The sequence below is a fragment of the Kluyvera sp. CHPC 1.251 genome, assembly GCF_036759945.1.
Classification (GTDB): domain Bacteria; phylum Pseudomonadota; class Gammaproteobacteria; order Enterobacterales; family Enterobacteriaceae; genus Kluyvera; species Kluyvera sichuanensis.
This window is the reverse complement of the sequence record NZ_JAPKIC010000002.1, coordinates 31,966-44,614: the sequence shown is the minus strand read 5'-3', so window position 1 is coordinate 44,614 and position 12,649 is coordinate 31,966. Positions and strand designations below refer to the sequence as shown.

The following is a 12,649-nucleotide window of genomic DNA, read 5'->3' as shown; positions in this document are numbered from 1 at the left end:
ATTTTGCTGTCTTCCTGGTTTGGCGCTACCCGCTGTTGGGTTTTGACTTTATAATCCCAATGAATTGTATTCAGAAAAATTATCGCACCGGATTAAGATGAAAACGATCGAAGTTGATGACGAGCTCTATCGCTATATTGCGGCTCACACTCTGCACATTGGCGAGAGCGCGTCCGACATTTTACGGCGTATGCTGAAATTTTCCGCCGCTTCCCAGCCTGCAGCGACTGCTGCTGCGCCGGTCGTCAAAGCAGAACCGGCTCCCGCTCCGGCCCCGGCTGCTGCCCCCGTTGCTGACGTGAAAACGGTAAAAACCGCCAAAGATAAAGTCCGTGCTATGCGTGAACTGCTGCTCTCTGACGAGTACGCAGAGCAGAAGAAAGCGGTCAACCGCTTCATGCTGGTACTGACCACGCTGTACGCGCTGGACAACAAGGCGTTTGCCGAAGCTACCGAATCCCTTCACGGTCGTACCCGCGTCTATTTTGCAGCTGATGAGCAGACGCTGCTCAAAAACGGCAACCAGACAAAACCAAAACAGGTTCCGGATACGCCATACTGGGTCATTACCAATACCAATACAGGCCGTAAATGCAGCATGGTCGAACACATCATGCAATCAATGCAATTCCCGGCGGAATTGATTGAGAAGGTTTGCGGTACTATCTAATACTGACAATCTAACCCTTGCATAAGAAGGACCAGGCAATGGCAAACCATACCCGTGCAGGACAACCTGCACAGCAGAGTGATTTGATCAACGTCGCCCAACTGACGGCCCAGTACTACGTGCTGCAGCCTGACGTGAGCAACCCGGAACATGCGGTGAAGTTCGGTACGTCCGGTCACCGTGGGAGCGCGGGTCGTCACAGCTTCAACGAAAAGCATATTCTGGCCATTGCTCAGGCGATCGCGGAAGAGCGCGCGAAAAATGGAATTACGGGCCCATGCTATGTCGGGAAGGATACTCACGCGCTTTCTGAGCCAGCGTTTATCTCCGTTCTCGAAGTGCTGGCAGCAAACGGGGTGGATGTCATTGTTCAGGAAGACAATGGCTTTACGCCAACGCCGGCGGTATCCAACGCTATCCTGGTACACAACAAGAAAGGCGGCAAGCTGGCTGATGGGATCGTGATTACGCCATCCCACAACCCACCGGAAGACGGCGGCATCAAGTACAACCCACCAAACGGTGGTCCGGCTGATACCAACGTCACCAAAGTGGTTGAAGACCGCGCGAATGCGCTGCTGGCAGCTGATCTAGCGGGCGTGAAGCGTATTGCTTACGACGCTGCGCTGGCTTCCGGTCACGTGAAAGAAGTCGATCTGGTTCAGCCGTTCATTGAAGGGCTGGCGGACATCGTCGATATGGAGGCTATCCAGAAAGCCGGCCTGACCCTGGGCGTTGACCCACTGGGCGGTTCCGGTATCGAATACTGGAAGCGTATCGCGAAGCACTACAACCTGAACCTGACCATCGTTAACGATCACGTTGACCAGACTTTCCGCTTTATGCACCTCGATAAAGATGGCGCGATCCGTATGGACTGCTCCTCCGAGTGTGCCATGGCGGGCCTGCTGGCGCTGCGTGATAAATTCGACCTGGCGTTTGCTAACGACCCGGACTACGACCGTCACGGTATCGTCACCCCGGCTGGCCTGATGAACCCGAACCACTATCTGGCGGTGGCCATCAACTACCTGTTCCAGCATCGTCCGCAGTGGGGCAAAGAGGTTGCCGTCGGTAAAACCCTGGTCTCTTCCGCGATGATTGACCGCGTAGTGAACGACCTCGGTCGTAAACTGGTTGAAGTGCCGGTTGGTTTTAAATGGTTCGTTGACGGTCTGTTCGATGGCAGCTTCGGCTTCGGCGGCGAAGAGAGCGCGGGCGCTTCCTTCCTGCGTTTCGACGGCACGCCGTGGTCTACCGATAAAGATGGGATCATCATGTGCCTGCTGGCGGCGGAAATCACCGCTGTCACCGGTAAGAACCCGCAGGAGCATTACAACGAGCTGGCTGCCCGTTTCGGTGCGCCAAGCTACAACCGTCTGCAGGCTAGCGCCACTTCCGCACAGAAAGCGGCGCTGTCTAAGCTCTCTCCAGAGATGGTGAGTGCGAGCACGCTGGCGGGTGACCCGATTACCGCTCGTCTGACGGCAGCACCGGGTAACGGCGCTTCTATCGGCGGTCTGAAGGTGATGACCGACAACGGCTGGTTCGCGGCGCGTCCATCCGGTACCGAAGATGCGTACAAAATTTACTGCGAAAGCTTCCTCGGTGCTGAACACCGTAAGCAGATTGAGAAAGAAGCGGTAGAGATTGTCAGCGAAGTGCTGAAAAACGCCTGAGTGATGGGGTGAGAAAAAGGGAGCCAAATGGCTCCCTTTTTTTATGAGTTCTGTGCCGTCCCGGGGTCGGCATATATGCCTCGCCCAGGACACACACAATGACTGTGTTTGTTGTAGGCCGGATGAGCGAAGCGCTATCCGGCAGCATCAGCACCGCGTTAACTGTGCTTATTCTTCAATTCAAACCGTGGTGATACCAGACCGTACAGCGTCCAGCCGAGGAACGTCACGATGGAACCGTACAGCATCGCTTCTTCGCCGGAAGAGTAGAGCGCATAGAAGCTGTACATCGCGCCAATAAAGGCCACGAAGTTGGCGACGCGCGCTTTGTTCACCGGCACGTTAGCCATCCGCTGGATGATGACCAGCGCAGCCATCGACAGGATGTACGGAATAATGTTGGTCACCACTGCCAGGTTAACCAGCACGTTGAACTGATTGTTCAGCGACGGGCTAATGGTCATCAGCGACAGCCCGGACTGAATAACCACGATAACCAGCATCCCTTGAACCGGCGCATCGGCACTGCTGACGCGGGAGAAAATTTTCGGGAAGTAGCCTTCGTCCGCCGAGGATTTGAACACCTGGGCGATGGTGAACTGCCAGCCGAGCAGTGAACCGCAGCAGGACATCACCATCAGCGCCATGATCACTTTCCCAACTTCCGGGGTGAACATCTGCGCGAAGGCCAGACCGAACGGCGCGGTGGAGTTGGCCAGATCCATGTTTGGCACGATACCGGCAATCACGTTGGTGGAGATGATGTAAATCACCGCCGCCCCTAACGTCCCGCCGAGCACGGCGATCGGCACGTTACGTTCCGGATTTTCCACCACTTCGGCGTTGGCACAGGCGGATTCCAGACCGAGGAACGCCCACAGCGTCATCGCAATAGAAGAGCCCACGGCGCTAAAGAACGGCACGTGGTGCGGGTTCCAGGATTCGACGTACATCGTTGGGCTGAACCAGTACCAGCCGATAATGCACAGACCAACCACCGGGATAATAACGCCCCATACGGTGATGCTGCTGATCTGCCCGGTAATACGCGCACCACCGAAGTTAGCTACGGTACAGATCCACAGTACGCCGATGGTGGCGAGCCCGATCTGCACCGGGCTCAGCGCGGCACCGAATAGCTCGGTGCCGTAACCCACTGCCGAAATCGCGATAGCGACGTTGGCAATCAACAGCGAAACCCCGTAGGTATAGTTGGCCATAAAGTTGCCCGACTTACCAAAGGCATACTCCGCATAGCCGCCCATGCCGCCGGATTTCTTACTGAACATCCCGCATTTTGCAAAGGCCCAGGCCAGCGCCATCGAACCGACGGCGGTGACCAGCCAGGAGATAATGGAGATGGTGCCGACTTCAGCGAGTTTGGTGGGCAGCATGATAATACCGGAGCCCATCATGTTCACCATCGTCAGGATGGTGAGCTGAACAACACCCATCTTATTGTTGGCTTTGCTCATAATTTCTCCCCTTTCAGCAGGGCAGGCTGCGGCTGCTGAGTCTCAATCACGTTGCACCACACTTCTTTGCGGCCGTCGTGTTCCTGGATATAAACCCCCTGCAGCTCTGGCGCGAAGCCCGGCAGCAGGTTGATGCCTTCTTCCAGCGCTTTGAAGTAGCGCAGAACGGAGTCACCCCAGATTTCCCCAGGCACGACGCACAGCACGCCTGGAGGATACGGCAGAGCACCTTCGGCGGCGATTTTGCCTTCCGCCATCGACAGCGGCACCAGTTCAACCTGACCACGAAGGTAGGCGTAGTTGGCGTCCTGAGGGTTCATGCTGACGCGTGGGAAGTGTGATTTACGGAACATCTCTTTTTGCAGCTGTTTCACGTTGTGGCGTGCATACAGATCGTGCATTTCCTGACACAGCTGGCGCAGGGTATAACCGGCATAGCGGTCTTTATGCTGGCCGTAGAGCGATGGCAGAACCTCTTGCAGCGGCGCATCGGCTTCCAGCAGCGTTTCGAAACGTACCAGTAGAGCCACAAGCTGTTGCAACTTGGCCATATCTTCCGCTGGCGTCAGCAGGAACAGGATGGAGTTGAGGTCGCATTTTTCCGGTACTACGCCGTGTTCACGCAGGTAGTTAGCCAGAATGGTTGCCGGTACGCCAAAGGTGTCATATTCACCTTCACCGTTAATGCCCGGTGTGGTCAGCAGCAGTTTGCATGGATCGACAAAGTACTGATGTTCGGCATAGCCTTCAAAACCGTGCCAGCGCTCGCCTGGGACAAAGTGGAAGAAACGCAGATCGTTAGCGATGCTCTCGGTCGGCCAGGACTGCCATGGTTTACCGTCAATCTCGGCAGGCACGAACGGGCGAATGTGGTGGCAGTTATCAAGGATCAGCTTACGCGCTTCGATACCGTTGGAGACGCAGTCCATCCACATGTTGCGGCCTGCCTGACCTTCATGCATGCGGGCGTTCACGTCCAGCGCGGCAAACAGCGGGTAGAACGGGCTGGTGGAGGCGTGCATCATAAAGGCGTTATTAAGACGCTTATGCGGAACATAGCGCTGCTGGCCTTTGATATGGCTATCTTTTTTGTGAATCTGCGAAGTCTGAGAGAAGCCAGCCTGCTGTTTATGCACCGACTGGGTGACCAGAATCCCTGGATCGTTTTCGTTGAGTTCAAGCAGCAGCGGCGAGCAGTCGGCCATCATCGGAATAAACTGTTCGTAGCCGACCCACGCGGAGTCGAACAGAATGTAGTCGCAAAGATGACCAATTTTATCCACCACCTGACGGGCGTTATAAATCGTACCGTCGTAGGTGCCGAGCTGGATGACGGCCAGGCGGAACGGGCGCTGATTGCGCGCGCGGTTTGGTGCGACTTCGGCAATCAGTTCACGTAGATAGCTCTCTTCAAAGCAGTGGGCGTCGATACCACCGATAAAGCCGTACGGGTTACGTGCGGTTTCCAGATAAATTGGCGTGGCCCCCGCCTGTAACAGCGCGCCGTGGTGGTTGGATTTGTGGTTGTTACGGTCAAACAGCACCAGGTCGCCTGGGGTGAGCAGGGCATTCAGCACCACTTTGTTAGAAGAAGAGGTACCGTTCAGGACGAAGTAAGTTTTATCAGCGTTAAACACTTTGGCCGCGTGCTGTTGCGCGATGCACGGCGCACCTTCGTGGATCAGCAGGTCACCCATTGCCACGTCGGCGTTACAAAGGTCAGAGCGGAACAGGGTTTCGCCAAAGTATTCAACAAACTGGTTGCCGGAAGGGTGACGACGGAAGAATTCGCCCCCCTGATGCCCCGGACAGTCAAACGCGCTGTTACCCTGCGCGACGTAATCGACCAGCGCGCTAAAGAACGGTGGGCGCAGATTCACTTCATACTTGTGTGCCGCCGACTCCAGCTGGCGACCATAGAAGTCGTTGCGGGTTTCGTCATGCTCAAATACCCCTTGAATACGTGAGAGATATTCTGCAGGAACAATTTGGTCTTTATTAATAGCAATAAATACTGGCAGATTATATCCCGTAGCGTCTATTTCATCGAGTTTACCACACTCAACGTCTTCAATAGATAATACGGCAGCAGCAACATCAATAAAGTGAGTATCGCAGGTATTGATAATACTACGCTGGGTAGTAAAACAGTCCGGGCAAGTACGACTTACGGCAATTTTTAATTCAGACATTTTTCATCTCTTTATTTTAGGTAATAGCAGTCCCTCAATTTCCCGAATGAGAAATTGATTTCGCCGGAAAAAAAGCAAAACGATCTCGCTGACAATAACGTCAGGGCGTGAGCTTTTTTGGAATGTGGCAAACCCAGCCGGTCCGGTGGCCGGAAGCTTTAGGTTTGTCAGAGCGAGCGCTGGCTACAGGCGTAAGCCCGTATTAGCAGGGAATAACTGCGAGGCGCCCGAAGTCGGGAGACTTATCGGGCGTTAAAGAAGTGAAAATCGAAACTATTGCGATGGGCAAACATCATTATATGTGTTGTCCGTCGAATATGAGGCATCAATCGGTTATTGTTTTCCATTTCGTATACCTTCGATGAATATCTTAAAGCGGAGTCATTTTATCCCTGAATGGTCTTAAAACTGTGAGGATGATCAACATAACAAGATCAATAGTGAAATTATCCATTATTGGTAGGGGTGATGCCAGGATTAAATGCTGTATTGTTTCAATGTTGTAAATAAACTGTTTAATATTTAGTTTAAATAACGATGGTGACGCCGCGGTAATATTTCGCGGCTTAGGGTTAATGTATTTTTAGAGTAATAATTAAATAAAGCAAAAATCATGAATAAGTATTCATAACATAAACCGATAGCCAATTCCGGTTTCGGTTAATAAATGCTGTGGGCGCGCGGGGTCTATTTCCAGCTTCTGGCGCAGGTGCCCCATATAAATGCGCAAATAGTGACTATGCTCCACGGCATTTGGCCCCCAGACCTGATTGAGCAACTGGCGTTGGGTGAGTACCTTTCCCGCATTGTTGAGCAGCACCGCCAGCAGACGGAACTCAATAGGAGTGAGGTGAATTTCTTCACCGCCGCGAGTGATGCGACGTGCGGCAAGGTCGACGGTGGTATCCGAGAAAGTGACGATCGGGTCGTTTGGCTGGCTGCCGGCATGGCGTCGCAGCGCGACGCGCAGACGAGCCTGAAGTTCGCCGATACCAAAAGGTTTGCTGAGATAGTCATCTGCGCCCGCGTCGAGCGCGGCAATTTTATCGCTCTCTTCGCTGCGTGCCGACAGCACAATAATCGGTACCGGGCTCCACTGACGAATGTCGCGGATAAAATCCAGCCCGTCACCGTCGGGCAGGCCGAGGTCGAGAATGATCAGGTCAGGCTTGCGCGTTGCGGCCTCTAGCAGGCCTCGCTGGAGAGTAGGGGCATCAAAAACGCGCAGTTCATCCGCTTCCAGCGCGGTGCGCAGAAAACGGCGGATCGCTTGTTCATCTTCAACAATTAAAACGCTGGTCACAGGCCGTCGTGTCCCTCATCAAGTTCAGGTGGTTTTTCTAACGGAAGTGTAACACGAAAACAGGCGCCGCCTTCCGGGCGGTTGCTGGCGGAGAGCGTCCCGCCATGAATATCGACAATCGCCTGGCAGATAGCCAGCCCCAGGCCGACACCGGGGATCGCGGACTCTTTATGCCCACGGGTAAACTTGGCAAAAATATGCTCTTCCTGCCCACCGGGAATGCCCGGGCCGCTGTCCCAGACGTCGAGCAGCAGATGGTCATCTTTGGTGACGGCGGCGATACCTATCCCGGCGTCGTGACCAGCATACTTCACGGCATTTTCCAGCAGGTTAATCAGCACGCGTTCAAACAGTGGGCCGTCGATGTGGACCAGCATCAGCGGGTCGGGCAGGGAGAGGGCGATATGCCGACCGTTAAGGCTTGGTTCCAGCATACGCAGCGCGCTACCAACCACTTCCTCGAGCGTCAGCCACTCTTTATTCAGATTAAAGCCGCCTGACTGCAGGCGCGCCATATCCAGCAAGTTATTGACCAGTCGCGTGGTATTGAGCACGTGTTGGCGAATTTCGTTGGCCTGTGGGGCGTACGGAGAGCCGCTGCTGGCAAGGTCGAGCGTCAGGATTTCCGCCTGGCCAAACAAGACGGTCAGCGGCGTACGCAGATCGTGAGAAAGCGCTGCCAGCAGGGAGTTGCGCAGGCTTTCACGGGCGCTGATAAGTCGCGATTGTTCCTCACTTTCGGTCAACGCCAGGCGTTCCAGTGCGCTGGCGACCAGTAGGGTGAAGGTTTCCAGCAGCCGCTGCTGCTCGGGGATCATCAACTGGCGCAGGTTATTGGGTTCGACCACGATAAGCCCGTGGGTTTTATCGGCGCTGCGCAGCGGCAGGATCAGGTACGGTACGCCGGGGAGGGTATCGGTTCCCGCACCGGCCGGTAGCCCTTTATCAAAGCTCCAGTGAGCGATGGCGTCATCCCACGGCGTCATACCGTCCTGATGGGTCAGCGACGTTAGTTTTCCTTGTTCATCCGGCATCAATACCTGGCTACGCGCGTGGAAAGTGGTGCGAATATACTGCTCGCAGGTGTGGGCGATATCGTGGGCGTTGCGGCCCACGGCAAGCGCTTTGGACATCTCATAAAGATGGCGCGTGCGTTGTTCACGATAGCGCGCCACCCGCGCCTGATAGCGCACGCCGGCGGTGAGATTACCGATAACCAACCCCACGGTGAGCATCACGCCAAAGGTGAGCAGATACTGCACGTCAGAGACGGCGAGCGTCCCACGCGGTGCAATGAAAAAGAGATCGAAGCTGACCACGTTAATTACCGTGGCCAGCACAGACGGCCAGCGGCCGTAAAACAGCGCGACGATCACCACGCCCAGCAGATAAAGCATGACGAGGTTGGCGGCCTCAAAGGCCATCAGAAATTGATCGGCAATCAGCGTAATACCGGCGCACAGACCCAGCGCCACCAGGCAGCCGCGAATCTGCACCCGCCACTTATCCATAAATGGACGCTGATCGCGCGCCCGCTCCGGCAGGGGAAGGGGCGATTCATCAACGCCGACGACCAGCAGATCCAGCTCTGGCGCGTGGCGGGAGATACGTTCGCCAAAGCGCTCGCCTCGCCACCAGTGGCGTTTTTTCTGGCGACCAATCACGATTTTGCCGAGGTTGTGCTCGCGCGCGTAGCGGATCACCGCCGCCTCTTCCGATGGCTCAGAAAGCGTGGCCGTTTCGGCACCCAACTCCTGCGCCAGGCGCAAGGCGTTGAGAATGGCCCGGCGCTGCGGCTCTGGCAGGCGGTGTAGGGTAGGGGTTTCGACATAGACGGCATGCCAGGCGCTGCCAAGGCGGGCCGCCAGTCGGGCGGCAGAGCGCACCAGCTTTTCGCTGCCGCTGTGGTGGCCGATGCACAACAAAATGGCATCGCGGGTGTGCCAGACTTTTTCTTGCCCCTGACCATCGCGCCAGGCGCGCATCTGATCGTCCACGCGATCGGCGGTGCGGCGCAGCGCCAGCTCGCGCAGGGCAATCAGGTTACCTTTGCGGAAAAAGTTCTCGATGGCGCGTTCGGCCTGCCCGGCAAGATAGACCTTACCTTCGTTCAGGCGCTGGCGCAGATCGTCCGGGGGAAGGTCGACCAGCACCACCTCATCGGCGGCATCGAAAAAAGGGTCGGGTACCGTTTCGCGCACCTGAATGCCGGTTACGCCGCTGACGATATCGTTGAGGCTTTCCAGGTGCTGGACGTTAACGGTGGTGAAAACATCGATGCCCGCCTCCAGCAGTTCATCAATGTCCTGCCAGCGCTTCGGGTGGCGTGAGCCGGGCGCATTACTGTGCGCCAGCTCATCCATTAACACCAGCGCCGGACGGCGCGCGAGAGCGGCATCGAGGTCGAATTCATAAACGTAGCGCCCACGATAGGCGCTTCGCTTTGGTGGCAGGAGGGTAAGACCGCTGAGCATCGCGGCGGTCTCCTTGCGCCCGTGTGTTTCCACTACGCCCGCCAGAATATCCAGCCCTTGCGATCGCAGACGCTGCGCCTCAGCCAGCATCGCCCAGGTTTTCCCCACGCCGGCACAGGCACCGAAGAAAATCTTCAGCTTGCCGCGGTGGGCTTCGGTGGCTTGTTCCAGCAGGCGATCCGGATTGGGGCGCAGCGGCTCGTCGGTCATCATCAGTTATCCTTGTGGGCATCCAGCGCCATATTCAGCTTAGTAATATTTACCACAGGTTGTCCGAGAAAACCGAGCAGCGGAGAGTTTGTTGCCGCTTCCACCTCTCTACGCAACCACTCTGCCGGGACGTTGCGCGCTTTGGCGATACGCGGCACCTGCCACAGCGCGGCGGCTGGCGTCAGGTTAGGGTCCAGCCCGCTGGCGGAAGCGGTAACCAGTTCCACCGGCACCTCGCGGCTGGCATCCGGGTTAGCGGTGCGCAGCGCGGTGATCCGGTCGGTAAACTGTTTATCCAGTGCCGGATTGCTGCCCGCCAGGTTGCTGCCACCGGATGCCATCGGGTTATCCGGGGAGTCCGACGTTGCCGAAGGACGGCCCTGGAAATAGCGGGGATCGGTAAAGTTCTGCCCGATCAGGTACGATCCGCGAATTTCATGGTTTTCGATAATCAACGACCCTCCCGACTGTGCCGGAAAGAACCACTGCCCCAGCGCGGTAGTCAGCAGAGGGTAGAGCCCCCCGGTGATAAGCGTCAGGAACAGAAAAATCACGATGGCAGGACGTAATGCAGACATGTCTATTTCCTCAGACCAGACCCAGCAGGGTCAGCAGTAAATCGATAACTTTAATGCCGATGAACGGCACAACCAGACCACCCGCACCGTAAATCCACAGGTTGCGGCGCAGCATCGCCGAGGCGGAGAGCGGACGGTAGCTCACCCCTTTCAGCGCCAGCGGTAGCAGGAAGACGATAATCAGGGCGTTGAAAATCACCGCGCTCAGAATCGCCGAGTCTGGCGAGTGCAGGTGCATGATGTTGAGCACGCCCAGCTGTGGCCAGCTTGCCGCGAACGCCGCCGGAATAATGGCGAAGTATTTGGCAACGTCGTTGGCGATACTGAAGGTGGTCAGCGAACCACGGGTCATCAGCATCTGCTTACCGATATGCACCACTTCAATCAGCTTGGTGGGGTTCGAGTCCAGATCCACCATGTTGCCAGCCTCTTTCGCCGCCTGAGTCCCGGAGTTCATCGCCACCGCCACGTCGGCCTGCGCCAGCGCCGGGGCATCGTTGGTGCCGTCGCCGGTCATCGCCACCATGCGACCTTCGGACTGATACTGACGAATCAGCGCCAGTTTGGCCTCCGGCGTGGCTTCGGCCAGGAAGTCATCCACGCCCGCTTCGGCGGCGATGGCGGCCGCGGTGAGACGGTTGTCGCCGGTGATCATCACCGTCTTGATACCCATTTTACGCAGCTGAGCGAAACGCTCTTTAATGCCGCCTTTTACGATATCTTTCAGTGAGATCACGCCAAGCACCCGCGCCCCTTCGGCCACCACCAGTGGGGTGGCACCCAGGCGGGCAACGCTCTCCACTTTCTGCTCCACGTCCTGCGGGAAGCTGCCGCCGTTGCTTTCAATATGGCGGCGGATCGCATCGACGGAGCCTTTACGAATCAGGCGGTTGTCGATGTTGATCCCGCTCATGCGGCTTTGGGCGGTAAAGGGTACGAAGGTGGCATGCAGCGTTTGCAGATCTCGTTCGCGCAGATTGAAGCGCTGTTTCGCCAGTACCACGATGCTGCGGCCTTCCGGCGTTTCGTCCGCCAGCGATGAAAGCTGTGCGGCATCGGCCAGCGTTTTTTCGTCCACGCCATCGGCTGGCAGGAACTGGGAAGCCTGACGGTTACCGAGCGTGATGGTGCCGGTTTTATCCAGCAGCAGCACGTCCACGTCGCCCGCTGCTTCGACCGCACGACCGCTGGTGGCGATCACGTTGGCGCCGAGCATACGGCTCATCCCGGCCACGCCGATGGCGGAAAGCAGGCCGCCGATGGTGGTCGGAATCAGGCACACCAGCAGGGCGACCAGCACGGTGACGCTAATTGGCGTACCGCTCCAGGCGGAGAACGGCCAGATGGTGGCGGTAGCCAGCAGGAACACGATAGTCAGCGCGACCAGCAGGATGGTCAGGGCAATCTCGTTAGGTGTTTTACGACGCTGTGCGCCTTCGACCATGGCGATCATCCGGTCAAGGAAGGTTTCGCCAGGGTTGACGCTACAGCGCACGACCAACCAATCGGAGAGGATGCGTGTCCCGCCGGTCACTGACGCAAAGTCACCGCCGGACTCACGAATAACCGGAGCCGATTCACCGGTAATGGCACTTTCATCCACCGACGCGCCACCCTCAATGACTTCACCATCGCAGGGAATGATATCCCCGGCTTCGACCAGCACCACGTCGCCTTTGCGCAGTTCATCTGCCGGGACGTGATCCATCGCGGCACCGTAGCGGGCTTCACGCAGTTTGCGGGCAAACGCCGTTTTCTTCACCCCTTTCAGGCTGTTAGCCTGCGCCTTGCTGCGACCTTCCGCCATTGCTTCGGCAAAGTTGGCGAACAGCACGGTAAACCACAGCCACAGCGCGATAGCGCCGCTGAACCACGCATTACCGGGTAGGGTACCCAGCGCCATGGCAACGGCCAGTCCGCTGGTGAGCACGCTGCCTACCCAGACGATAAACATCACCGGGTTGCGCCACTGAATGGTCGGGCTCAGTTTTTTCACGGCATCGATCAACGCCTGGCGAACCAGAGAGGGTTCGAACAGGGCCAGTTGTTTGCGACTCATAACCAATAG

At 56.9% G+C, this 12,649-nt stretch carries 9 protein-coding genes; 2 read left to right on the top strand and 7 right to left on the bottom strand.

Annotation, left to right across the window (positions count from 1 at the left end; all coding sequences use genetic code 11):
• Positions 1-97: 97 nt before the first annotated feature.
• Positions 98-670 carry a replication initiation negative regulator SeqA gene (seqA, locus tag V6940_RS04630; RefSeq protein ID WP_333495024.1) on the top strand — a complete coding sequence of 191 codons (573 nt, stop codon included), beginning with the start codon at positions 98-100 and terminating at the stop codon, positions 668-670.
• 38 nt (positions 671-708) lie between these two features.
• The gene (gene pgm, locus V6940_RS04625; RefSeq protein ID WP_333495023.1) at positions 709-2,349 is read left to right on the top strand and encodes a phosphoglucomutase (alpha-D-glucose-1,6-bisphosphate-dependent); all 1,641 of its coding nucleotides are present in this window, start codon (positions 709-711) and stop codon (positions 2,347-2,349) included.
• A gap of 158 nt (positions 2,350-2,507) precedes the next feature.
• Here the strand turns inward: pgm and potE are convergent, their stop codons facing one another.
• The 7 genes from potE to kdpB all read right to left on the bottom strand — a co-directional run bounded on the left by potE (position 2,508) and on the right by kdpB (position 12,640).
• Positions 2,508-3,824: a putrescine-ornithine antiporter gene (gene potE, locus V6940_RS04620; protein ID WP_185669348.1), complete on the bottom strand. Its 1,317-nt coding sequence runs from the start codon at positions 3,822-3,824 to the stop codon at positions 2,508-2,510.
• Positions 3,821-6,016 (bottom strand): ornithine decarboxylase SpeF, encoded by a 2,196-nt coding sequence (gene speF, locus V6940_RS04615; protein ID WP_220438452.1) that lies wholly within the window; start codon positions 6,014-6,016, stop codon positions 3,821-3,823. The genes potE and speF overlap by 4 nt, the downstream gene beginning before the upstream one ends.
• Before the next feature lie 242 nt (positions 6,017-6,258).
• Positions 6,259-6,363 carry a leader peptide SpeFL gene (gene speFL, locus V6940_RS04610; protein ID WP_106875989.1) on the bottom strand — a complete coding sequence of 35 codons (105 nt, stop codon included), beginning with the start codon at positions 6,361-6,363 and terminating at the stop codon, positions 6,259-6,261.
• Positions 6,364-6,641: 278 nt separating this feature from the next.
• Complete coding sequence (gene kdpE / locus V6940_RS04605) at positions 6,642-7,319, bottom strand: two-component system response regulator KdpE (protein ID WP_185669346.1); 678 nt, start codon at positions 7,317-7,319, stop codon at positions 6,642-6,644.
• Complete coding sequence (gene kdpD, locus V6940_RS04600) at positions 7,316-10,003, bottom strand: two-component system sensor histidine kinase KdpD (RefSeq protein ID WP_333495315.1); 2,688 nt, start codon at positions 10,001-10,003, stop codon at positions 7,316-7,318. Before kdpD ends, kdpE begins: the two co-directional genes overlap by 4 nt.
• Positions 10,004-10,005: 2 nt before the next feature.
• Positions 10,006-10,581 (bottom strand): potassium-transporting ATPase subunit KdpC, encoded by a 576-nt coding sequence (gene kdpC, locus V6940_RS04595; protein WP_333495022.1) that lies wholly within the window; start codon positions 10,579-10,581, stop codon positions 10,006-10,008.
• Positions 10,582-10,591: 10 nt separating this feature from the next.
• Positions 10,592-12,640, bottom strand: a complete 2,049-nt coding sequence (gene kdpB / locus V6940_RS04590; protein WP_333495021.1) for a potassium-transporting ATPase subunit KdpB — start codon at positions 12,638-12,640, stop codon at positions 10,592-10,594.
• Between the last annotated feature and the right edge of the window lie 9 nt (positions 12,641-12,649).